This window comes from Paenibacillus sp. 1SOY10 (assembly GCF_056836745.1).
Map to the genome: position 1 here is coordinate 93,510 of NZ_JBXENK010000011.1, position 23,254 is coordinate 116,763.

The window sequence follows — 23,254 nt, forward strand, 5'->3', positions numbered from 1 at the left end:
TCCACGAAAAATTTAGCTCCTGCGAAATCCAAGAATGTATCGTAGTGGTTCGAAAGTTATGGGTATGGTCTTATAGAATCATTTTAGCATACCATTTTGAAAATATCAGCCTATAGAGCTTGCATTTTCGGCTTTTTTTGTGCTGTTTGTCCCATAAAAATCATACACTCTCACTATGATGCAAAGTGGAGGCGTCGTTATGGTTGCAAAACGGTTAACTGCTGTACTGTTTCTCTTCGCCGTCCTGCTGCTGATCCTGCTGATGGCTCTTTATCCCACAGCATCCTGGCAAGCAGGGGTGCGAGGTCTGGCTATATGGTGGGACGTGTTATTCCCATCTCTTTTTCCTTTTTTTGTTATTTCTGAAGTGCTGCTGGGCTTCGGGATCGTTCATTTTCTGGGCAAGCTGCTCGATCCGTTAATGAAGCCGGTATTTCGTATCCCGGGCAGCGGTGGATTCGTACTGGCGATGGGGTTCGCCTCCGGATATCCTGTTAGCGCCAAGCTGGCTACCAAGTTACGTGAGCAGGGTCTGGTGTCCCGGGTTGAAGGAGAACGCTTGGTGGCCTTCACTACGTCCTCCGACCCGATCTTTCTGATCGGCGCTGTCTCGGTGGGCTTCTTCGGCAACCCCAAGCTGGCTGGCGTGTTGGCCCTGGCTCATTACGGCAGCGCTTTGCTGCTCGGATTGATTATGCGCTTCTACGGCCCTGCGGCCGCCGAGTCCTCTGTCGCCACCGCTTCAACCTCTACCACTGCTAAAGGATCTAGCCTGAAGCTGGCTATGCAGGCTATGCACGAAGCCCGGCTTGCCGATGGCCGCAGCCTTGGCGAGCTACTAAGACAGGCCATCGCCTCCTCCTTACAGCTCATGGTTGTCGTGGGAGGTCTAGTTGTCTTTTTCTCCGTCATTCTGGAGGTACTAACCGCGTCGGGATTGATGAACTCCCTTTATATAGCGGTGCAGCATCTGCTTCCGCTTGCCGGACTTCCATCCGGACTGGCCGAGCCACTAATGGGCGGCTTGTTCGAAGTAACGCTTGGTGCCAGAGCTTCGGCGGCGCCGGAAGGCATTCCCTTAATTTACAAGGCTGCAGCGGCCGCATTTATTTTGTCCTGGGGCGGATTATCTGTCCATGCCCAGGTCGCCAGCATTTTAAATGAAGCGGACCTGCGCTATGCCCCGTTCTTGCTGGCTCGTCTACTCCATGCCATATTAGCTGCCGGATTGCTGCTGCTATTATGGAGGCCTCTTATGGATGCTGCCCCAGCCTGGATGCGACTCCCGGAAGGAGCGCATCAGGCGGGCGAATCGCAATATGGTTGGAGCGCCATAACATCAGGATTCCAGACATTCCTGCTTATTCTGCTTGCCTTGTTTATTTTGTCAGTTCTGGTGAAAATCATGCACTGGATTCGGGCAAAACGCGCGTTGTAAAGCCCGGCTCTATAGAAAATGAACATTGTGTTCTGCCAACGAATTGATTATGATCTTTACAAAAGGACCTTTAAAGGAGCTTGTCATCTTGAAATACTTTGTACTTGACCGCGGAGATGAACTATCCGTTGAATTAAGCGAGTTGTTTCACCGGCTTGCTGCCGAAAATGGCTTGGAACTGGATGAGAAATCTCCAGATATCGTGGTTTCGATTGGCGGAGACGGCACCATGCTACACGCCTTTCATACGTTCATCGACCAGATCCCCTCGATTGCCTTCGTGGGTATACACACTGGTCACCTGGGCTTCTATGCCGACTGGAAAGCCGATGAGATTCCTGAGCTCATCCGCATGATGAGCAATCAGGCGAAGGGGGACACGCTAGCACCGCGAGTCGTCCAATATCCCTTGATTCATTTGGAAATTTGCAAGCGCTCCGGGAATTCCTCCTACATATGCCTGAACGAGTTCACTTTAAAAGGTGTGGATGGTACCGTAGTTGCCCAGGTGGACATCAATGACCAGATGTTTGAAATGTTCCGGGGCGATGGCATCTGCGTGTCCACTCCATCGGGAAGTACCGCCTATAACAAGAGTTTGGGCGGAGCCATGCTCCATCCCACTATTGAAGCATTACAGGTAACGGAGATTGCTTCGATCAACAACCGGGTATTCAGAACCCTGGGCTCACCTCTTGTGTTGCCGAAGCATCATCGCTGCGACATTTATTCACGCAAGGAACAAAATTTGCTGCTAACCATCGACCATGTTAACCTGCCGATGGATGATTTGATCTCGGTAAGCTGTCAGGTTGCCGAGCGGAAAATCAGCTTTGTCCGCTACCGGCCGTTTCCTTTCTGGACCCGGGTACGCAACGCATTTCTTGACTAGTTTTTTGAACTCTCATTTTAGAGGTGAAATTCTTTAAATAATTTGCAGAGGAAGTTGATCATGATACCCCATTATATTCGCAGATATGCCCTGATTCCTCTCTTATCCTTCATGCTGCTGGGATTGCCGCAAGGCGCCTGGGCCGCAGAAGCAGACGCAGCCACCGATGCCTCGGACCTGGATGCGCTGCAAGAGGTGCTTTATTACCTGGAGACCTACAATATTGAAGGTGTAGAGCGCCAGGAGTTACTGGACAACGCTATTCGTGGCATGGTTTATACTCTGGAAGACTCATACAGCGACTACTTTACAGAAGAAGAACTGCAAAGCTTTGAGGATGGAGTGAACCAAGAGTTTGTAGGAATAGGAGCCACCCTTCGTTATACGGAGGACAAGCTGTTCGTTACCGATGTGCTAAAGAATTCTCCAGCAGCCAAGGCTGGCATCTTGCCGGGAGACATCATCGTGAAGGTGGATGGCCTTCCCGTCACCAGCAGTGAGGATATCTTGAGAATACAAGGGGAAGAACATACCGAGGTGAAAATTACGGTCGACCGCGGTGGACAGTCTCTGGTATACCCGATCACACGTGCTCACTTCTCCCTCCCCTCTGTCACGGGAACGGTCGTGCCTTACAGCAAGGTAGGCTATATCGCCATTTCTTCTTTCTCGGATACGGCGGATGAAGAATTCGCTGAAGAGCTGGCACGGCAACGTAAAGAAGGCATTGGCGCTCTGGTGCTCGATCTGCGAGATAATCTCGGAGGTTATGTTGATTCAGCAGCCAACATCGCCAAGTATTTCATGGATGATCAGGTCCTGATGTACATTGCCGACCAAAGCGATGAATTGCAAGCCGTCATTGTTGAGGATGGCCAATCCATCGGCATGCCGGTGGTGATCTTAACGAACGAATTAACAGCCAGCGCTTCCGAAATTTTGACCGGAGCCCTTCGTGATAATGACATCGCTACGGTCGTCGGAGAACAAACTTACGGCAAAGCCCGGATTCAAAATGTATTCACCTTATCCAACGGTAGCTCCTTGAAGCTCACCGTACAGGCCTATTTCACGCCGCATCTGGAGGACTTTAATTACGTTGGCCTCGAGCCGGATATCGAAATTGAGTATAATGCAGCGGCCCAGCTTGTAACCGGACTATATGAAGCCGGGGTGCGGCGCATCGACATTAGCGGTGGCCCGGCATCTCTGAGCATCAATGGGGCGGCGTTCCCTGGATATATTGACGTCCTGAAGGACGGCGACAAGGTATATGCACCTTCCCGTCTGCTCGCAGCGTTGGTCAAAGGCACGCCAACCTGGAACACTAGCAATCAGAAGCTGACGATTACAGATAACGCTGGCACACAAGCAGGATTTGCCGTAGCCGTACAGGCTGTGAAGCTCGTAGAGGGCGAGTCTTATCTGGAATTGCATGAATTCGTTAAGAAGTACCCTCATATTCGTTGGAGCTACGATCAAGGCGTTCTGAACTTATCCAATCGCTAATACTCTTAACTTATCATTAAAAAAACGGCCTTCCGAAATTATTCGGAGGCCGTTTCCATTTGCGGTTGTCCTTTGCCGTTGCCTGAATCCTTGTCTTTGTTATCCCGTTCTTTGTGGTTGTCCTTGACCTTCTGAAGTACAAAATAAGCACAGCCGAAATTGCAATATTCGTTGATATAGTCCGTGATTCCGGAATAAGCGGTATCGCGGTTGGCTTTGGGATGGTTGTCCCGTAGAAATCCCTTCAAGCGAAGCTTCTCATAACCCCAGTCCCCGATAATATAATCGTAACGGTCCAGTACCTCGCTATAACGCTGCTTGAACGCCTCAGGGTCCCAAGCTTCTTTGTAGTTCTGAATAAGTTCGTAGGTTTTGCCGCCGATTTGAATCAAGGGGCGCTCCTCCTTCTACATACATCATCCGTTTGGCTAATTAGTGCCTTGTTACAATGAGGCAGATAAGCTCGCTTTCTTCTTGGCCGAGTTCACCTGCTCATGGGCATGATAGGAGCTACGGACCAGCGGGCCGGATTCTACGTGACTGAATCCCCGCTTCATCCCCTCTTCCTTCAGTTCCATGAATTGCTCCGGCTTGTAATACTTCTCAACATGCAAATGCTGTGGCGAAGGCTGCAAATACTGGCCGATCGTCAAAATATCGCAGTCTACGGCTCGCAAATCATCCATCGCTTGCAAAATTTCTTCCCATTCTTCACCCACACCCAGCATAATACTGGATTTTGTAGGGATATCCGGATTCATCGCCTTGGCCCGCTTCAACAGCTCCAAAGAACGATGATATTTGGCTTTGGCCCGCACCCGGTCAGACATGCGTTCCACCGTTTCGATATTATGGTTAAGAATATCCGGCTTGGCATCCATTACAATGCGCAAAGACTCCTCATCACCTTGAAAGTCGGGAATCAGGACCTCCACACTGCAAAGGGGAAGACGCTGGCGAAGGGCTTTGATCGTTCCGGCAAAAATACCGGCACCACCATCCTTCAGATCATCACGGGCTACGCTGGTGACTACGCAGTGACGCAAGTTCATCTGCTCTGCAGCCTCTGCAACCCGCTCCGGCTCCTGCAAATCAAGCTCGGTCGGCAGTCCGGTATTCACCGCGCAGAACCGACAAGCTCGCGTGCAGATATCCCCCAGGATCATAAATGTAGCTGTGCGGTTGGCCCAGCATTCATATATGTTCGGGCAACGCGCTTCTTCACAAACCGTATGTAAAGTTTTGGAGCGCATCATTTGCTTAATATCCTGATAATTGTCTCCGGTCGTCAGCTTGATCCGAATCCAATCCGGCTTGGGTTCCTGGATTTTCTTTGCCAAGATGCAAGACCTTCCTTCTCTCTGAAGTCAAATCACATTGTCCTATTATACCATGAATGAACTGGGAAACATACTCTGGATATGGAATAAAAACACAGCCTTTGCCTCAACCTAAGAAGGTCTTGCAGGTTGGACTGTATATGTTGAAGGAGGGATTTACATCTTGAGGTCTTATCTGATTACCCGAACTTCGTGGCTTCGATACCTGATTACCCTCAGTCTGTTGATAACCTTCTGCGTAAGCGATCTGGGGACAAGCCCTGTGGATGCCAAGGAAAAGGCCGGAATGGCGCCTGCGGAACCCAACATTTACGAGCAGCGCATGGGGCTCTACGAGGAGATTGAAATTTTGACCCGGATTCCTTGGTATTGGATCGCCGCCATCGATCAATACGAGCGTACGATTACTCCCCGCAAACAGCAGGAATCTCGCTTGACGGGCATACGCTTTAAGGAAGGAACCTGGGTTGGGCCGCTTAATCCCGACCCCGAGGACCGGAATCCTGCTACGATTGGCTTGTTCGGGGGCATGGGAAAGGACGCCACCGCAGATGGCATTGCCGATCCCAAGAACGACCGCGACTCCCTGTTCACGATGGCTTCCTATTTGCTGGGCTTCGGCTATCATGAGGAGGACCTCCGCATCGGACTCTGGCGTTATTACCAGAATAACCTCGCCGTGGAGCGCGTCCATCAATTTGCTAAAATGTACAGGAACTTTCGCACACTGGACTTGGCAGCCGGGGCTTTTCCCCTTCCGATCCGCAGTACCTATACCTACCGAGATACTTGGGGAGCTCGGCGAGGGTGGGGAGGGCTCCGTATTCATGAGGGCACGGATTTATTTGCCCCCATGGGTGTCACCGTCCGCAGCGTTTGCTACGGCATCGTGGAGACAAAGGGTTGGAATCCTTACGGCGGATGGCGGCTTGGTGTCCGTGACATCAACAACCGTTATCATTACTTTGCCCATCTGCAAGGTTATGAGAAAGGGATTGAAGTAGGACACTTTGTCGAACCTGGACAAACTCTTGGCTGGGTTGGTAACAGTGGCTACGGCCCTCCCGGCACCTCGGGGAAATTCCCGCCGCACCTGCACTACGGCATTTACCGTGATACCGGACACAGCGAATGGGCTTTCGACCCATATCCGCTGTTGAAGCGATGGGAGCAGCTTGACCGTTCAGCCAACAAGAAGAGGGCGTCCAAGAAGTAGACGCCCTCTATTCATGCCCGCCGCTATTCGTATTGGCCTTCCCGCCTTGCCCTTCTTCCTTACCCTGCGTGTCTACCTGATCTTGAACTGTACCCGATTCGGTAGAATCTTGCGCAGAACCAGGCAAGACCGTTCCGTCCTCCGCACTGCCGGATGATTTATTGTTCTCCGGGGCGGGCAAGGCAATGTTAGGAGCATCAGGTCGCGTATCTCCCACCGGGTTGCCCTTACTATCGTAATAATACATCGGAACATCTCCAACCACGAGAAGGTAAGATACTGGAATTTCCGTTTCTACCGCCTGGGATTCTATGTTGAAGGGAACTACGACGGCCAATTCTGTCTTGACCCGTAAAAATACCTCGACCAGAATCATGTTGATTCCAGCATCCTGACGCCTGGTGTTCAGATCAACCTTGACATCGCCTTTGGGCTCAATTTTGATGGGAATGCCCGGCCCGAAGGAGGCCAAAATAGGACTTCCCAGTGCCTGACCGAGCGGAATTGATTCCGATAATCGGGATACTTCGTCCAACGTATGGCGAACCGTCTGAATGGTCTCCGATGTCACCTTCATATGCGCGGAGTAATTTAACATAAAGCCCGTGATTTTCCCCGTGTTATCCGTCTTCCAGTCAATTAACTCCTCCACCTGCTGCTGATTGGCCACCTGGGCTGTGATAGCATCGTTAATCGATTCCGTAGCAATTTGCTTCACCCTGATTTGGGCCAGGTGAATAATCGGTTTGGTCATTCTTCGTTCTACGTAACCCATAAATTGAAATGTTGCAAATATGGCTACGACAAGCAATATAATCCACATCTTCCGCCGGCTTCCCGGTCGTCTCCTCCGGCTTCGCCACCCGCGTCGTATTCGCATGTCCCGCCCCCCTACTACCGTCAAAAACAGAGGATCACCTACCATACAACCTATGCGGGACAGGGTAAAAAAAGAAGGAGACGCAAGTTCCAGTCTTTTTAGACTGGTCCTATCCTAAGGCCATTTTGCAATCTGCGAATTCGTCCAAGATGATCCAGCGTCAAGCTCAATTCAGCGCCATCCATATTCACGTAGCTTACGCCCCAGCTACCCGCATCGGGCTCCAAATGCCACTGCGGCCGTTGCTTCTCCCGAACAGCGATAAAATCAGGCAAGCTACACATGCCACGCTCTGCCGCAGCGGACTTCTCCAGTATTTCCACCACGTAGCCATGACCTGTCTTCTCGCCAAGGCTATTGACCGCCTGATAGTGTAATTTTTCCGAAACCTCCAGTTCTGTGGGCAAGAAGACCGCTGCATATAAATGAGTTAATTCGCCATAAGCGGCATTTCCCTGAACTACCCAATCGCCTTTTGGCAACACCCCGACAATACGGTGTACCTCATCTTCCAACCGGTCTGATGCATAGATTCCAAGAACCGTATGTTCATAGAGCAGCAATTCCCCCGCATTACTCTCATGACGTGGGTCTCCTTCGGTATAACCAACACCTGGAGAGAAAAGGTACAGACGATTCACCCCTTCTGCCTCAGACAAGGGTAGGGTTATCTCCCAGCGGTGCTGCTCATTGTCGAACTCTTCAGCACGTTCGAGGATACCGCCCGTAGCCGCATGCTCGGTGCGGTAGATGATTTGATGAAGTGGGGCACCCCCGTTTGCCGGAGCTACCTCATAGCTTAGCTTAGAGGAGGAGGAACCTGCCAAGGCTGCCCTACGAAGATCCTCAGAAATATCAAAGTGCAGAAATCCCGCAAATTCTACGCGAGCAAGCTGCTCAGGCAACGCAAAATCACCGAATTGCACGTAATCGAACGCTACATTGTTATCTCTGGGAAGATCTACGGGCAAGCTGCGCATCCGTCCTCCCACCCACGCCCCGTGCAGGTAATGACTTGCCCGGTAACGCCACAACTCCTCTAGCAGACTTGCCACACCTTTCCGGATATCAGAATCCGGCACACAATCATATACGCAGGTCAGCGCTTGAATCCAGTGCCAGAACCAGGGAAGGGCGGCGTACTCGGCCATGCCCTGGTTCTGAATTCTCTCCACGAGGAGTTGTAAGCTCCGTCTTCCGCTGAGCAGCAGCTCCGAGTCGTGGAAGCGACTACCGAACAACAGCTTGGCCGCTATATATTTCACCTCATGGTGATTGTATAGCCGGAGTGGTTGACGATAGAAATCAGAGTAGTACAAATGCTCCAGCGCTTGCCCGAACGCCTTGCTCATATCTTCGTCCATCGCTGCTCTGTAATGTATACTCCAGTACACCAGCAGGCTGCTCATGAGTTCTGCGGGCAACGCGTTCTTATCCGCCGCCTGCGGGTTATCGCCCAAATTCAGAGGCCAATGGCCATAGGTCGGACTCTCTGGCTGATCATCCTGTAGGGAAAGCACCTGCAGCCATGCTGATCTTGCAAGGCTTAGTGCCTGCTCCCGCGGGAAGGTTACGGGCAGCTTCTCATCCAGAGCCGCCGCCTGAATATAAGCAGCATCATACACATTGTCACGAATATCCCCGTGATGCCACAGGCCGCTAGCGAGCAGCGGACGGCTCCACGCCTCTTCCGCCTTTTGCAGTACAATACGCTCCATGCGCTCCCGGCATGTTTGCATAGCCACTCCTCCTTCAGAAGCATCGAATTTGGCCTTATACCACTTCTTCGGCGACTTGTTCGCTACATTTTAGGATATAGCAATATTTAACGGCTCACCCGCTTTACAAGCTATCGTAATGTTATCTTGACCGACCAAAATCCCCAATTCCTTCAAGGCTACTGCAAGCTCCATTACTTCATTGCTTCCTGGCTGGCCACATATCGCTGATGCCAGCAGATAGCATCCCGGGTTAAGAGAAGCACTCAGGGAAGGTATCACCGTTCGCGGATGCAGCAGATTGGTATTCGCGTTGGGATACACCGCCAACGCCTCTCCATACCCCGTGAGATTGACAATCGCGGAACTACCGGACCGATTAGTCGCATCCAGCCTACCGCTGCAAGTCTGAACCATAACCGGATCATCTTCCAGCAAACCTAAGGCGAACCCTCCTTCCGAAACATCCAGAGAACGACCCGTGGCAACTCGATGAATACGGACATGCCACGGAAGCCCGGCAATCACCCAGGTCTCCACCTCCACATTGGACCAGGGCAGCCATCTCGCATAGAGGACACGCTCGCGAATCCATGTCTCCTCATTCCTGCGACGAACACGATAAAGATTGTCCTGCTCACAAAGACCAAGCATAGAATCCATCGCCCCTTGGGCAAGCCCCCACTCCCCTCGCGGCACGCTGAAGCCAAATGCAGAGGAATAGACAAACTTCTCATATTTCGCGGAGGTATGCGTATGCTCATTCGTAGATAAATGCCCGGCGTTAAAGGCCGCCACATGTTCCGTATCTGTCTGTCGACAGAGTACAAGATGCGGTTCCGGCTGAACGGACAAAGTCGGCAGCTCCGGCAAGTTCTGCTCCGGCTCACTCCAGAAGCGTCCTTGTTCATCCAGAGCCAGCACCAGGAAGGTCTTTAGCGCCCAATAGGGCGATCCGGGGGAATTGTAGTTCTCCGCCATAATCAAGTTGGGATAGGTGTACCCTACGGTAAGTATACCGCTCTCATCTAGAATCGGCTGCTTGAACCACCAACGCAAATTACGGAGAACCAACCCCTTCACCACGCCGGGAGTGAAGAGATCGGTCCAGGCCTCTGCATAAGCAAAGGCACTCCAGAATGCGGATTGCGCGAACCGATAAGCCAAGCTTCGTCCATAAGGCAGGGCAGCTCCGCTCGGAGAGAACCAATGCAGGAAATCCACAGCAAACTCCTGAGCCCGCTCCTTAAATCTGGCACAGCGCTCCGGGTCCTCCTGCTCCATCAATTTGGAGTAGACCAACGCATAATAATGAATCGCAAAGGGGACGTAATAATCGCTATGCCCACCTATCCCGTCACTGTACCAGCCCCGATCCAGGTAAAATTCCTCAATTCGCTGTAAATTCCTCTCCATTTGCAGCTTGTCGTAAGGCTGACCTGTCTTGTAAAAGCCCAGATTAACCATGACATGAAAAAATAGCCAGTTGCAATCATAACAGGGGTGAGCATTAATCATATCCAGCCAGCGATGCAGATTATCCCGCTCCCGCTCATGTAAAGGCTCCCATATCCGTTCAGGAATCAGGGCCAGCGCCATACCCAGCACCGCCATCTCGACCAGACGCTGATCATAATCCTGGGCATCGCCCCAATAGTTAGGATGCTCGGGGTCCGTGCCAGTCAGTATCCCCCTCAGGCACTTCTCCCATAAATCCTCCGGTCCTCCCCCGGCCAGGTCCGGAACAATTCCCCATAAGATGCGAGAGAAGCCTTCCATCCCGGCTATGCTCTCACCGTATCCGGCCAAGCTACCCTTGAGTGGCAACCGACTTCCTCCAAGCTGATAAAATGGCTTGAGCGGGTTGACGAGTTGTCTTAGCGCTAAGCTAAGGTCCTGCTTATGGATAAGTGGATTGCCAGCGATGGCATTCAAATCCTCGCTATGTGTATCTGTCATGGGCCCTATCCCCCTTCTTTCTTCTTATGTCCGTCCCGGCCAATCAACAACGGAGCTCTCTAATCCCAATAAAACGGACCACCCTTCTTCAAGCGTGCCAATCCCTCGACAAAGAAGTAGTCCCCGTAAATAAGCGGGACATCTACATTGGTACCTTCCGGATAATTGCTGGTGCCATGCAGCAGCAGCCCTTCTTCATCGGGATTATCCCAAGCCCCGTACTGTTCAAAGAGCGCTCTCAATATCCGTTCTCCTGCGGCATGATATACCGCACCATCAGCACTCTCCAGTCCCAGCTTCTCAGCCAGAAAGAGCAGGCCGCTGGCTGCGCAAGAGCCGGCAGACGTGTCCCGCAACCCGCGAAGTTCTTCAGGAGCGCGGAAATCCCAGGCGGGGACGTGATCTTCGGGCAGACGGCTTAAGAAGAAATGAGCCACCCGCTGCGCGGAAGATAGATAGGACAGCTTGCCAGTATGATGATAAGCCAAAGCCAGCCCATACATGGCCCAAGCCGCTCCCCTGGACCAGGCTGATTCCGCAGCATATCCCTGTCCGCCCAAGCCACCAATCCCCTCACCAGTCTGCGGATCGAACTGTACGATGTGATAGACGGAGCCATCCTCGCGCACGAAATGCTCCACGACCGTATCCAAATGAGCTTCAGCAATATGAGCGTAGCGGGGGTCCCCGCTCGTCCGGGACGCCCAGAAGAGAAGCGGCATATTCATGCAACAGTCAATGATCGCAATCCCCTCATTGCGCTCCCCTTCCTTCCACGGATTCCAGGCACGGATATATCGCCCCTTCACATTGAAACGGGCCGCCAAATAATTGGCCGCCTTAAGCGCTCTGATCCGTGATGCTTCCCCACCGTTCAGCTTATGGTTAGCCACACTTGTCAGCGTCCACATGAAGCCAATATCATGATCCAGCCCTACATAAGTATTCAGCACCTCGTCTAGCTTGGCTTCACATTGCTCGGCGATTTGCCTGAATTCCTCATGGCCGCTCTCGTTATACAATAGCCACAGCAATCCGGGCCAAAATCCGGCCGTCCACCATTTCGGCTCTGCTAAGTGGTACCGCCCGTTATTCCCCGCATGGGGAAAGTTTGCTCCAATCCGACCCGCATTGCCAATTGTTTTGCTTAATGATCTGCTCCAGGCATCGTTGACCCATACCGGTATATCCGCCATATGCTTTCATTCCTCCTTTATCTGTTGGGCTGCGTATATAAGTTGAACATGCTTGTTATGCCTATTCTTTAGTTCAACTCATGTAGCTGCCAATCCAGCTACAAATTTGAACTCAAACTCTAGCTTTATTGCCAATTGGGGTTGAACCACATGAAAGTCCAGCGCATACCAAACGGTATCTACCCCGTCATGATTGCGATAGACCTGCTCTGTCATTTCGAATTCAAGTCTTTGAGGATCAAAATGCACTTCCAATCCTATTCCCGGCGCATCATCAGAAATCAGAAGCAGAACTCTTGGCTCTTCAGCCTGCTCCGGTCGGAGCCAGGTGACGAATCGCTCGGTCAGCCGCTTGGGCGCTTCCGTAAAGCAGTACACATCCCGTACCGCAAGCTTGGGCCAAGGCGACTTATGCCAGGACCAGCTTCTCATCAGCGATTCCAACCCTTCGCAGGCATACGACTTGGACAATTCTACGGTCATATTACTGCCGGTAGCGGTGCAGGTGGTCTCCAAGATCGTTGCAGTGTGAGCAGGGCCGGGAAGCTGGAACTGCCCATTTATGATTGGAACGGAATGCCCCTGTGATCCATTGCAAGCATAGTCATACCGTCCCTCGCCGAAGTAATCCTTTGTATATTCGCCGCATCCCAGGTCGCACAAATAGAAGACGCCCTCACCTGTCACCATGAAATGCCCCAAATCATTATGATTATGGGGCTCATCATTATGCCCGCCCTTGGCCGCAAAGCCAAACAGTCCATGCTCCGACAGGCTTCTGGAGATCAACCAGCCTGCATCCTCCAGCACCTCGTCCCCTGAATTCCCCTCTGCCATATCGCTGTCCATGCAGCCACGCCAAATCAAATTACGCAAGGCAGGGGCCCAGCGGCTGCAAGGATCTGCCCGAAAGTCTTCACGTCTGTCCAGTGGACATCGTTCCACCCCCGGGACTCTCCCGGCAAGATAGCTGGACAAGCCGATGTGAACGTTTGTATAAGGTAGTGCATCCGAGAAGTTGACCACGGCTTTGCCGCCAAGCCAGCACTTTTGTGGAAATCTGGCAATTTGGCCTACCTTCTTCACACGGAACCAATCCAGTGCCCCGCCGCTTCTTCCACGTAACAAATCAGCATAGTAAATAAAATAGCCAAAACCATAATTCCAGTAATCCAGCCCTTCCAGACAGGCCCCGTCCTCACCAAATCCACGCAAGTAGAAGCCCATCGCACGCTGCGTCCGTTGCAAAATCGCTTCCAGCCTTTCAAGCTCTTCCCCTTCATTCAGCAGCAGCAACGCGGCAGAGCCGATGGACCCGGCACATACCGCGGACCAATTATGCTCGGCTTCCTCCCAGTCGTAAGGGCCATTCTCCAGAAATGGGGCAAACAACCGCCTCTCCACCTGCTCGGCAATCACCGCCCGCAGGAGAGGGGGAAGTTGATCACCCAGCAGCATACGAAGCTCGGCCAATGTAAAGCCTGTCTCCGCAGAGAACAAATCAATAGCCTTGTCCAGACTCTGGTCTTGACCAACATGCGCTGGCAGACACCAGGTCAGTTCACTGCATATCTCCCAAATGGCCTCCAGCAACGCTTGCCTGTAATGCTCCTCCTCCGGTTCCAGTAATACCAAGAGAGCAAAGGTATTTAGCCGCCTACGCTTCTCAAAGTACACTCGTTCGTAGTTCAAGCGATAGCCACTGTCATGAAACTCGGTAAACAATGAATAGGTTAATGGCAATGCCGGAGCATCCAGCAACCGCTTGGCCTCAGCATGAAGCTCAGCCATATCCGCCGTATAAGCCATGCTGCTCCGCGCCTTGCGCCAGAAGCTCTCCCCATCTCCTAGGGGATAATACAACTCCAGTCCGGCCGCCGGCATTCCCTGCACAATACGGTTCAATGGATCCATACTCAGCCTTTAATGCCCGAAGAGGCAACGCCCTGGACGAAGTATTTTTGCAGCAAGAGGAACACAATTAGCACGGGAATGATGGATATCACACTTGCCGCCATAATTAGGCCATACTCTGCCGAATACTGCGAGATGAACATACGCAGCCCGATTTGAATCGTCTTCAGTTCCGTCTTGGTCAAATAAATCATCGGCCCAAGGAAGTCGTTCCAGGTAGTTACAAAGGTGAAGATGGTGAGCGTGGACAACGCTGGTTTGGACAGCGGAAGCATGATTTTGCCCCAAATGCCATATTCACTAAGTCCGTCGATGCGAGCGGCCTCACACAGTTCATTTGGAATGCCTTGATAGAACTGGCGCATCAGGAATACCCCAAATGCGGAGAAGGCTTGCAGCAAAATAATCGCCAGATGCGTGTTATTTAATCCCAGGGAACGCATCATGATGAACTGCGGCACCATATAGGCCTGCCATGGAATGGCGATCGTGGCGATGTAGCCGAGAAACAGAATGTTCTTCCCCTTGAATTGCAGCTTGGAGAAGGCATAGGCGGCAAAGCTGGAGGTCAGAAGCTGTAGCACAGTGACGATAACCGACAGCTTCGCCGTGTTGTAGATGAATGTGCCGAGCGGGATTTTTGTCCATATATCCACGTAATTCTCCCAGCGAGGTTGCTGCGGAATCCATTGCATAGGGAACGTAAAGACATCCTTATTCAGCTTGAGGGAGGAAGACAGCATCCAGATATAAGGAACAAGCATACACAAGACGACTACGGCCAATAAAATGTAAGCCAGAACCAGCATGCCGGTTTTGACCATTTTTTTTGATGATGATTCTACCATGTCTGCTTCCCCCTATTGTCCATACTTCTTCTCGCCCCGGAATTGAACGATTGTCACGCCTAGCACCAGCAGGAACAGCACAATCGCCATCGCGCTGGCATAGCCGTAATCCAGCGAGCGGAACGCAGTATTGTAAATTTGGTAAACCAACACTCTTGTCGCATCATTTAATTGATTATCCGCCCCGGCGAACAAATTGATAAAGATGTCATAGACCTTAAAGGAATTAATGACCAGAATCATCAGAACAAAGAAGGTGGTTGGCGCAAGTTGTGGAATGGTGACATTGCGGAATCTCTTCCAGGCATTAGCTCCATCCAGCTCCGCAGCCTCGTATAGCTCGGGGTTGACCCCTTGCAAACCTGCCAAATAAATGACCATATAGTAGCCCATGTTCTTCCAGACCGTAAACAATACAACCGTAAACATCGCCCAGTCCTTATCCGCCGCCCAACGCGGAAGCTCCTCCAGCGGAACTCCGGTTATCGCATGCAGAATATGATTAACGGGCCCCATCGTTGGACTGAAAATAAAATTCCATACCGCAGCGACCGCGACCAGCGACGCCACATAGGGGAAGAAGAAGATGGTCCTCATCGTATTGCGCCCGAATACCTTCTGATTCAGCAAAATAGCTAACCCCAGCGCGCAAGCCATTGTCAGTGGAACTACCCCTATCGTGTAAACCACGGTATTCCACAAGGCCTTGTGAAAGGTCGTGTCTTGGACAAGTCTGATGAAATTATGCAGTCCGGTGAATTCCATCGGGTTAGCGCCATCCCATTTGACGAAAGCGAGTACGAAGGCAAAAATCATAGGAACCAGAGTGAATAGAGCGAATCCGATAAAGTTTGGTGCAATGAAGCTATAGGCAATGAGGTGATCCTTTAGCGTTCGATACTTCCCCGCCTTGTGTACTTGCTCCGTACCTATCCTGATTTCATTTTGCATGTGTTCCCCTCCCAGCCTCTCAAGCGGTCACAAACAAAAGGGCGGGGTAAGCCCGCCCTTTGTAGCCCTTGCTGGCCTAATTGTTCAGAATCTGCTGTACCCGTTTTCCCATATCCTCCAAGCCCTTGTCGATGTCAGTATTCTTGGTCATGATACCATCATGCACCTCGTTCAGAATGACTTCGATATCGGCACTTTTCTCATGCATCGGCATTTCCAGATAAGTCTTGGCCGTAATCAACGCCTCTTTGCTAGGATCATCCGCCGGGAAGCCATCGATGGAAGAGATGGAATTGATTACTTCATCGGTCTTAATCGCCGGAATGGTGCCGGTCGAAGCGATTACCGCTGCCCCTTCTTCACCTGTAACAAATTTCAGGAAATCCAGCGCCTGCTCCTTGTTCTTTGATTTTTGGTTCACAGCTAGTGAGGTAATCGTCCCCAATGTGGTCCCTGGCTCAACGCCTTCAGGATGCGGATACTTCACGATGCCCCAATTGGTAGCCTGGGATTCTCCACTCTTGACCTTCTCAATCTGCGTAGCAATGAACCAACTGCCCATATTCATCATAGCGACCGAGCTATTATAGAAGACACCGGAATAATGCGTACTGGAGGTCTTCAATGTAGCGTAATCCATGACGATTCCGTCTTCCTGCTGCTTGAGGATTCTTTCGTAAGTCGGCTTCAGGAATTCGTACTTCCCATCAAGAATTGTCTGCTTGCCGTCCAGAATGCCAAACAATTGAACTGCACTACGCCACGTATGATAATGCGCTCCATAGACCTTCTCCGCCCCACTGCCCGAGGTCATCTTCCGGGCCAGCTCATCGTACTGCTCCAACGTCATATCATTGGTGGGGTACGTCACCCCTGCCTTATCAAATAAGTCCTTGTTGTAGTAAATCAGCCAGAAATCACTGCGAAAAGGAAGCGCATACAATTCGTCGCCCACCAGAATTTGCTCCACCGTCCCGCCATACTTGGAAGCATCAATGCTCTGCTCCTGAATGAAGTTCTTTAAGGGTTCCAGGTGGTTTTGCTTAACCAGGTTGGCATAACCCGGGATATCCTTGATGGTGAGAATATCCAGATCCGCCCCGCCGGATAACTGGGTGCTGAGCATGGTCATATAGTCGGTGGAACCCAAATCTACATACTCGATAGTGACATGGGGATTGGCTTCCCGATAAGCATCAATCAGCGGCTGATTATAAGCCGTCGCCTCCCAATCCCACAAAGCCCACTTCAAGGTAACGGGAGCCTGAGTATTGCCGTCCGCACCAGCCGTGTTGTTCTCTGCCGGAGTAGAGCCCCCGGAATTTGCGCTGCCTCCATTCGTCCCGCCACATCCCGCTAATGTTCCCAAGGCCAGTACCACGGCCAAAGCCATACCGATGATTTTATTTCTTTTCATTGCTTAACCCCTTCCCTGTAATATCCAGTTTCTTGATTCGCTAATCTATTTTTATCGTAATGGATATCAAAATGAAAGGGCATACATTTATCAGCACGAAACCTTCACTTTTTTGTTTTGTTTGCGCTTTCAATATAAACAACCTGCAAAATTGTGTGTTTTTCATGCAATATTGTTGGTTTCTGGACCTGAACTTCCTGTTCATCATTGCCAAACTCCCTACCAGCTTGGTATATAATTAATGAAAGCGCTTCTACATTGTGGAAGAGGTGGCACCCATCAGAAAATCATCAATCAAAAGCCGTATTATCCTGCTCATGACCGCCTTTGCCCTACTCGTGACGACGCTAATGTCTTATGTCAGTTACGAGTTAATTACCTATTTTCAGCGCAAAACTGCCATTCAAGCTACCGAATTCAACCTGCAATTGGTATCCCATATTATCGAACAAGACCTGCTTAACCTGTCTTTGCTGGCTATGACCTCCAGTACGAATTCATCTACCAACACCCTGTTGGCCAAATATTTTGCAGCACCCGAGCCGAGCTCTATGGATGCGGTGGAGGTCTTCTCCTCTATGCAGGAGGATTTCCGCGCCAACCGTGCCAATAATTATGTACGGCGACTGATCGTCACGGACCACCTGGATAAATTTTTTCAGGTAGATAACTTGGGAAGCACCTCTCTTCCGCTGACTATTCATAATCTGCGTACGCTTCCTGGCTTAACAGAAACGGCCAATGAGCAATGGGAGCAGGTACTAAAGGACCCTCTCTCAAATACGAGTACACTTCCCTTTGTGCTGCCCATTTACGGAGAAGGGTCTGCCCGTATTGGTACCGTATATCTGCTAGCTAATACCTCGGTCATCACCGATAAGTTGAAGGGTTATGCACTGCCTGCCAACTCGCAGCTTCTGCTCACGTTAGGTCAACGGCAATATGTGATCCACGGAGGACAGATTGTGCCCGCTCCTACCGACTACCGCATATCCGAATATAGAAGTGAAGGGGCTACCGGAGCCCTTACCCATGTCTCCCTCCTTGAAACGGATGGGGAGGCGCGGCAAATGGCGGTATCTTATCCGATCCGGGAGGGGATTACGCTCTCACAGACCTTATCCGAGAAGGAATTTGTTCCTCAGTTTAATATCTGGTTGATGCTCGTGGTGGGAGTCGTTCTGCTGGTTATCGTGCTGAGCGCCATCATTACTTATTACCTGACCCGAACGATCAGCCTGCCGGTGGAGAAATTAAAGAAGCGCATTGACAAGATTGCCCAGGGCAATTTTCTGGTTGACCGCAATATTGAATGGAACAGCGAGCTAGGAGATATTGGTCGAGGTATTAATCGACTATCTCAGGATATCGTAGCCTTACTGGAGACCCGGCTGGCGGATGAGAAGCAAAGACAGGACTTGGAGTACCGGATGCTGCAAAATCAAATCAATCCCCATTTCCTGTACAACACGCTGAATTCCATCAAATGGATGGCTACCATTCAGAACGCTACAGGCATTGCGGAAATGACAACCTCCTTGTCACGGCTGCTGCGAAGCATCGCCAAAGACCCGCGAAGGCTTGTGGCCCTGCGGGACGAATTAAGCTTGCTGGACGATTATTTTCTGATCCAGAAATACCGATATGGCAGTCATATTACCATGGAACAGCATCTTGAAGACGACGAGATATTGTCCTGTCTCATTCCACGGTTTACCTTACAGCCGCTACTGGAGAACGCCATTTTCCACGGCATTGAACCTAAGGGCCAAGGTCACATTATGATACGAATCAAACGGGAAGGAGTTCGGGAAGTGGCTATAACCATTGAGGATAACGGAGTAGGCTTAACCCAGGAGCAAATCACCAGCATTCTCTCACCACAACCACCAGATGCTAATCCGCTCCAGCAAAATGTGGGCATTCGCAGCGTCAATGAACGACTAATGCTTACCTTCGGACATCGATATGGCCTATCCATTGAGAGTTCCCCCGGCGCGTACACCAGGATGAAGCTATTAATTCCAAATCGTGAAGAGCAAAAGTGAGGTGAGCAGCTTGGCAAGACTATTAATTGCTGATGATGAAGCATTGGTCTGCATCGGCCTCCAATCGATGCTAAAGTGGGAACAATATGGAATAGAGATCGTGGGAACCGCTCATAACGGAGCTCAAGCAGAAGAGATGATTGATACTCTTCGCCCGGATATTGTCATCATTGATATCAAAATGCCGATCAAAACTGGTCTGCAAGTAGCAAGCTCTATCCGGGAAAAACAGGGCCGACTCCCCTTGTTCATCTTCCTGACGAGCTATGAGGAATTCGAATATGCCCGTCAGGCTCTTGAGGTGCAGGCCATCAATTATTTGATCAAGCTGGAATTAACGCAGGCTATGCTGGAAGAATCCATTCATAAGGCCATGGCGACCCTGGATGATCTTGCACAGGCTGAACTGCATCCCCAACTTCTCTATCGCAGCAATCTGCAAGGCTTACGGGACAAATTCTTTATCCGTTTATTCAATCATTTATTTGAAAGCCAGGACCAATATCGACTGCAACGGGAGGATCTTGAGCTCAAGCTGGACGCCCCGGCCTATGTGGTCTGCGTCTGCCGCATTAACGGACCGGAGAGTGTACCTCCCCGAGGCGACAAGCTAGTGGCGCTATGCTCAAGCACCGTGCAAATGGCCAAAGATACTTTATCTGCGACAGGTGAAAGCTACATCATCAGCTTGGACTTGCGTCACTTCGCCATCACCCTTCCGATCCTCAACACTGAGGATAAGGCGTGGCAACAGAAGGTCACAAGGCAGCTTCAGGATATGGCCACCCTTCTGGACAATTACTTCAATGTAAATATCGTGGGTGGAATTGGTGGAGCCGTAACTGACCCCTACCTCCTGCGCGAGAGTTACTTGGCAGCAAGAAAAGCACTGCGAGAGGCCGCTAACGTTCAAGGCTTCAACTTATATGAGAGCGGCAGGAGCGAGAACGAAATCTCCTCATTGGAGGATTTGTTCTCCCGCTCAGAGATACGCCGGGCCTTTGAGGAAATGGATACTCAAGCCTTGGATACCTTAATCTCCGGGCTCATCCTCAGTCTGGAACAGCAGGATGAATGGAATATTGCCGTAACAGATGCGGCCTGCAATTTGCTATATATGGCAACCTCTTTGCTCGCAGATGGAGACAATATGTTAGAGCAAATCTTTGCAAATGAGCCTGAAGGCTACCGGTCTATCTACCAGAAGCATACGATTCAGGGCGTAATTCACTGGCTGATCCAGTTCCGGGACGGCTGCTGCAGTCTCCTCTCTTCCAAGCGCCATAGCTACAAGCAGCAGGTGGTGCGGAATGTACAGGACTATATTCATACCAACCTGGATCGCAAGCTGTCCCTGAATCAGGTGGCCGACATGTTTAACTTTAGCCCCAACTATTTGAGCCATTTGTTCTCGAAAACAGCCAAGGTTAACTTTGTAGAATACGTAACGGAAGCCAAAATAACCGCAGCCAAAGAAATGATGCAGCGCGGGGAGGGGAGAATTTACGAAATATCACAGAAGCTGGGGTATGAGAGCGCCTTTTACTTCAGCAAAGTGTTCAAGAAGATCGAAGGCGTCTCTCCCCGAGAATATATGCAGAGACTGGAGAGCACCTGAGGGCACCCTAGGTCTGCTGAAAATTTGTAGCCGTAATACGGTCTTGAGGACAAAGGAACATATAATAATTACCCTCTCCGTAAAGCTCGACCTCCGCCCAGTCAATCTGTCCCAAGTTCATCATGCGCTTGTGGCAGCAAGGACAGAGTGGGTAATCGGTATCCTGAATCCAGGTTGGATGTCCGCCAAGCTGGGAAGCAGCAGGCTCCAGCATCCAACTGGCCGCATGCCAGCCATGGCGCGCAGTAGTCGCCAGCCGAAACGCCGGGAACTTGTCTTCGCTGCGTGATTCCCCCGGCTCGGAATCCGGCAAATAATCAGGCCGCTGATTATAGGAGCTCCACTGCACATTCCCCTGTTCATCAGGTTCCATATACACTACACCATAGCAAGAGCAATTCACACAGGTCTCAATCGTAATCGTCTCCCCAGGATAGGACAGATGCTGCACGGCAGGATGATGCGCGCTAACGCTCATTAAGGTGGTCAAAGATCCCTGACACCATGGACAGGTGTGTTCACTATGAACTAAGAATTTTTCTTCATAATTTGAAAGACTAGCCTCCTCAGTCCCTACCTGCTCCAGCGGTACGATCTGGTAACTATCCTTCAGAAATAACCAACGCCGTTCACCCTCATCCGTCAGCTCCCAGCCAGCCTCCAGCGCAAAATCCTCGGCAGGAATATGCAATTCTTCCGCCCAGACTGGTGGATGAAGCCGCCACTGCTGGAGTTGCTCTACTACGGCTGCATCATCAATCCAGACCCATGCCAGCAGCAAAGCCTGCCTACGGTCTTGGTCATGGGTAATTCCCTCCAGTAAATGATCACGTATCCGGCTGGAAGCCCCCTTGAACAACACGCCCGGGAAATACTCCAAGCGGGATACCAGTTCCAGCACCTCGTCCTCCAGCTTCACTCCCCGATAACAAACCAAGGACAGCAAAATATCGATGCCAGTATCCTCATCCTCGGATTTCAGCCTTTCCACGCCGTAGCGTACCATCCTGCTCAGTTCGCTCTCCTGTAACGAGAGATAGATTTCATCCGCTGTTTTGGGATACGGAATATATCGAATTAATGGGTCATGCTCCCTTGGTTCGTACATGGTCTGCAAAATCTCCACCGGATCAGTCATATCTGCGAACAAGTTAACGTCCCGGCGATTCTTCTCAATATACTCCTGGTATGCCTGACGTTCCTTCTCCTGATGGCAAGGCATGCAAATGCCCCCGGTCTTGGCCGCTGTTGCTGGCAGTATAGTCGCCTTGCACCCCTCGGTCTGACACGGAATACGCTCAGTCATCTCATTCATCTCCTAATAACTCGAACTGGGTATATTATCTATTATTACGCAGCACTTGTTATTTGCCAAGAAATCCGTTATATTGATTGACAGGTCCATTATTGACCCGTCAATGATTAAGAGATGAATTATCCGAGCTACAGATAAGAAGGTGATACTCCTGGCCTTTGAAGAAGAACAAACTCTTAACGTCTTTGACCAGTTCCAGCAAATCACCAAGAAGCTCAGTCCCAAGTTTGAACGTTGTGCCAGGATCAGTCCTTCTATCTCATAATCTGGACCGCGTGCAACCTAAATAAAAAGGAGAGAGAAACCATGAGCTATATCAAAACCAACGATTTTTATGAAATTATGACAGGACGCCGCTCTATACGTTCTTACGATACGGAAGTTAAAATCAGCAAAGAGGAAATGACAGAGATATTGAAGGAAGCCACTACCGCTCCTTCGTCCGGTAATATGCAGCCTTGGCGTTTCGTTGTTATCGAAAGTCCGGAAGCCAAAGCTGCTTTGGCTCCATTGGTTAGCTTTAACCAGCAGCAAGTTACGACCTCTTCCGCAGTCATTGCTGTCTTCGGCGACTTGAAGAGCATTGACAATGCCGAAACTATTTACGGTAAGGCGGTGGAGCTGGGCTACATGCCGCAAGAAGTGTTCGAAAGACAGCTTCCTGCGCTGAAAAGCTACTATGCAAGTATAAGCTCTGACGTGAACAAACATATGGTTCTGATTGATGGCGGTCTGGTCGCGATGCAACTGATGCTGGTAGCCCGGGCTCACGGCTACGATACAAATCCGATTGGTGGCTATGACAAAGAGAATATTGCCGCAAGCCTTGGCCTGGATCAAGAGCGTTACCTCCCTGTCATGCTGGTATCCATCGGTAAAGCCGTTGATGCAGGCTACAACTCCGTCAGACTGCCAATTGAAGCTGTTGCCCAGTGGAAATAAACAGATATACGTAGTGTTCTAAATGAATATGAAAAACCAGCCAACATCATCGT

At 50.8% G+C, this 23,254-nt stretch carries 18 protein-coding genes; 7 read left to right on the top strand and 11 right to left on the bottom strand.

Annotation, left to right across the window (positions count from 1 at the left end; translation table 11 throughout):
• Window positions 1–199 precede the first annotated feature (199 nt).
• The 3 genes from ylbJ to AC1VOR_RS20125 all read left to right on the top strand — a co-directional run bounded on the left by ylbJ (window position 200) and on the right by AC1VOR_RS20125 (window position 3,839).
• Window positions 200–1,438 (top strand): sporulation integral membrane protein YlbJ, encoded by a 1,239-nt coding sequence (gene ylbJ, locus AC1VOR_RS20115; protein WP_482620470.1) that lies wholly within the window; start codon window positions 200–202, stop codon window positions 1,436–1,438.
• 88 nt (window positions 1,439–1,526) lie between these two features.
• Entirely contained in the window at window positions 1,527–2,330 is an 804-nt protein-coding gene (locus tag AC1VOR_RS20120) for an NAD kinase (RefSeq protein WP_482620471.1), read from the top strand.
• A gap of 60 nt (window positions 2,331–2,390) precedes the next feature.
• Window positions 2,391–3,839 carry a S41 family peptidase gene (locus tag AC1VOR_RS20125; RefSeq protein WP_482620473.1) on the top strand — a complete coding sequence of 483 codons (1,449 nt, stop codon included), beginning with the start codon at window positions 2,391–2,393 and terminating at the stop codon, window positions 3,837–3,839.
• Window positions 3,840–3,877: 38 nt separating this feature from the next.
• On the opposite strand, the gene AC1VOR_RS20130 is transcribed toward AC1VOR_RS20125, so the two are convergent.
• Window positions 3,878–4,231, bottom strand: a complete 354-nt coding sequence (locus AC1VOR_RS20130) for a YutD family protein (protein WP_482620475.1) — start codon at window positions 4,229–4,231, stop codon at window positions 3,878–3,880.
• Window positions 4,232–4,282: 51 nt separating this feature from the next.
• Entirely contained in the window at window positions 4,283–5,179 is an 897-nt protein-coding gene (lipA, locus tag AC1VOR_RS20135; protein WP_482620477.1) for a lipoyl synthase, read from the bottom strand.
• 163 nt (window positions 5,180–5,342) lie between these two features.
• Between lipA and AC1VOR_RS20140 the strand changes: the two genes are divergently transcribed.
• The gene (locus AC1VOR_RS20140; protein WP_482620479.1) at window positions 5,343–6,395 is read left to right on the top strand and encodes a M23 family metallopeptidase; all 1,053 of its coding nucleotides are present in this window, start codon (window positions 5,343–5,345) and stop codon (window positions 6,393–6,395) included.
• Between the two features lie 7 nt (window positions 6,396–6,402).
• On the opposite strand, the gene yunB is transcribed toward AC1VOR_RS20140, so the two are convergent.
• The 8 genes from yunB to AC1VOR_RS20180 all read right to left on the bottom strand — a co-directional run bounded on the left by yunB (window position 6,403) and on the right by AC1VOR_RS20180 (window position 17,278).
• On the bottom strand, window positions 6,403–7,275 hold the full coding sequence (gene yunB / locus AC1VOR_RS20145) for a sporulation protein YunB (RefSeq protein WP_482620481.1): 873 nt from the start codon (window positions 7,273–7,275) through the stop codon (window positions 6,403–6,405).
• 98 nt (window positions 7,276–7,373) lie between these two features.
• Window positions 7,374–9,014: a hypothetical protein gene (locus AC1VOR_RS20150; RefSeq protein WP_482620483.1), complete on the bottom strand. Its 1,641-nt coding sequence runs from the start codon at window positions 9,012–9,014 to the stop codon at window positions 7,374–7,376.
• A gap of 69 nt (window positions 9,015–9,083) precedes the next feature.
• Entirely contained in the window at window positions 9,084–10,952 is a 1,869-nt protein-coding gene (locus AC1VOR_RS20155; protein WP_482620485.1) for a DUF2264 domain-containing protein, read from the bottom strand.
• Between the two features lie 59 nt (window positions 10,953–11,011).
• Complete coding sequence (locus AC1VOR_RS20160; protein WP_482620486.1) at window positions 11,012–12,148, bottom strand: glycoside hydrolase family 88 protein; 1,137 nt, start codon at window positions 12,146–12,148, stop codon at window positions 11,012–11,014.
• A 78-nt stretch (window positions 12,149–12,226) separates the two neighbouring features.
• Window positions 12,227–14,062: a hypothetical protein gene (locus tag AC1VOR_RS20165; RefSeq protein WP_482620488.1), complete on the bottom strand. Its 1,836-nt coding sequence runs from the start codon at window positions 14,060–14,062 to the stop codon at window positions 12,227–12,229.
• Window positions 14,063–14,064: 2 nt separating this feature from the next.
• Entirely contained in the window at window positions 14,065–14,910 is an 846-nt protein-coding gene (locus tag AC1VOR_RS20170; protein ID WP_482620489.1) for a carbohydrate ABC transporter permease, read from the bottom strand.
• A gap of 12 nt (window positions 14,911–14,922) precedes the next feature.
• Entirely contained in the window at window positions 14,923–15,861 is a 939-nt protein-coding gene (locus AC1VOR_RS20175) for a carbohydrate ABC transporter permease (protein ID WP_482620491.1), read from the bottom strand.
• Between the two features lie 76 nt (window positions 15,862–15,937).
• Window positions 15,938–17,278 carry an ABC transporter substrate-binding protein gene (locus tag AC1VOR_RS20180; protein ID WP_482620493.1) on the bottom strand — a complete coding sequence of 447 codons (1,341 nt, stop codon included), beginning with the start codon at window positions 17,276–17,278 and terminating at the stop codon, window positions 15,938–15,940.
• A gap of 269 nt (window positions 17,279–17,547) precedes the next feature.
• Here AC1VOR_RS20180 and AC1VOR_RS20185 point away from each other — a divergent pair, with 269 nt between their 5' ends.
• Both AC1VOR_RS20185 and AC1VOR_RS20190 read left to right on the top strand, forming a co-directional pair.
• On the top strand, window positions 17,548–19,326 hold the full coding sequence (locus AC1VOR_RS20185; protein WP_482620495.1) for a sensor histidine kinase: 1,779 nt from the start codon (window positions 17,548–17,550) through the stop codon (window positions 19,324–19,326).
• A 10-nt stretch (window positions 19,327–19,336) separates the two neighbouring features.
• Complete coding sequence (locus AC1VOR_RS20190) at window positions 19,337–20,944, top strand: response regulator (protein ID WP_482620496.1); 1,608 nt, start codon at window positions 19,337–19,339, stop codon at window positions 20,942–20,944.
• A 7-nt stretch (window positions 20,945–20,951) separates the two neighbouring features.
• On the opposite strand, the gene AC1VOR_RS20195 is transcribed toward AC1VOR_RS20190, so the two are convergent.
• Entirely contained in the window at window positions 20,952–22,250 is a 1,299-nt protein-coding gene (locus AC1VOR_RS20195) for a DUF1963 domain-containing protein (protein WP_482620498.1), read from the bottom strand.
• Between the two features lie 315 nt (window positions 22,251–22,565).
• Between AC1VOR_RS20195 and AC1VOR_RS20200 the strand changes: the two genes are divergently transcribed.
• Window positions 22,566–23,201 (top strand): nitroreductase family protein, encoded by a 636-nt coding sequence (locus AC1VOR_RS20200; RefSeq protein WP_482620500.1) that lies wholly within the window; start codon window positions 22,566–22,568, stop codon window positions 23,199–23,201.
• Window positions 23,202–23,254 lie beyond the last annotated feature (53 nt).

What these genes read in the sequence shown, in the direction of transcription:
- ylbJ (WP_482620470.1), top strand. Translation starts at nt 200, where the DNA reads ATGGTTGCAAAACGGTTAACTGCTGTACTGTTTCTCTTCGCCGTCCTG.
- AC1VOR_RS20125 (WP_482620473.1), top strand. Translation starts at nt 2,391, where the DNA reads ATGATACCCCATTATATTCGCAGATATGCCCTGATTCCTCTCTTATCC.
- yunB (WP_482620481.1), bottom strand. Translation starts at nt 7,275, where the DNA reads ATGCGAATACGACGCGGGTGGCGAAGCCGGAGGAGACGACCGGGAAGC.
- AC1VOR_RS20150 (WP_482620483.1), bottom strand. Translation starts at nt 9,014, where the DNA reads ATGCAAACATGCCGGGAGCGCATGGAGCGTATTGTACTGCAAAAGGCG.
- AC1VOR_RS20155 (WP_482620485.1), bottom strand. Translation starts at nt 10,952, where the DNA reads ATGACAGATACACATAGCGAGGATTTGAATGCCATCGCTGGCAATCCA.
- AC1VOR_RS20160 (WP_482620486.1), bottom strand. Translation starts at nt 12,148, where the DNA reads ATGGCGGATATACCGGTATGGGTCAACGATGCCTGGAGCAGATCATTA.
- AC1VOR_RS20165 (WP_482620488.1), bottom strand. Translation starts at nt 14,062, where the DNA reads ATGGATCCATTGAACCGTATTGTGCAGGGAATGCCGGCGGCCGGACTG.
- AC1VOR_RS20170 (WP_482620489.1), bottom strand. Translation starts at nt 14,910, where the DNA reads ATGGTAGAATCATCATCAAAAAAAATGGTCAAAACCGGCATGCTGGTT.
- AC1VOR_RS20175 (WP_482620491.1), bottom strand. Translation starts at nt 15,861, where the DNA reads ATGCAAAATGAAATCAGGATAGGTACGGAGCAAGTACACAAGGCGGGG.
- AC1VOR_RS20180 (WP_482620493.1), bottom strand. Translation starts at nt 17,278, where the DNA reads ATGAAAAGAAATAAAATCATCGGTATGGCTTTGGCCGTGGTACTGGCC.
- AC1VOR_RS20195 (WP_482620498.1), bottom strand. Translation starts at nt 22,250, where the DNA reads ATGACTGAGCGTATTCCGTGTCAGACCGAGGGGTGCAAGGCGACTATA.
- AC1VOR_RS20200 (WP_482620500.1), top strand. Translation starts at nt 22,566, where the DNA reads ATGAGCTATATCAAAACCAACGATTTTTATGAAATTATGACAGGACGC.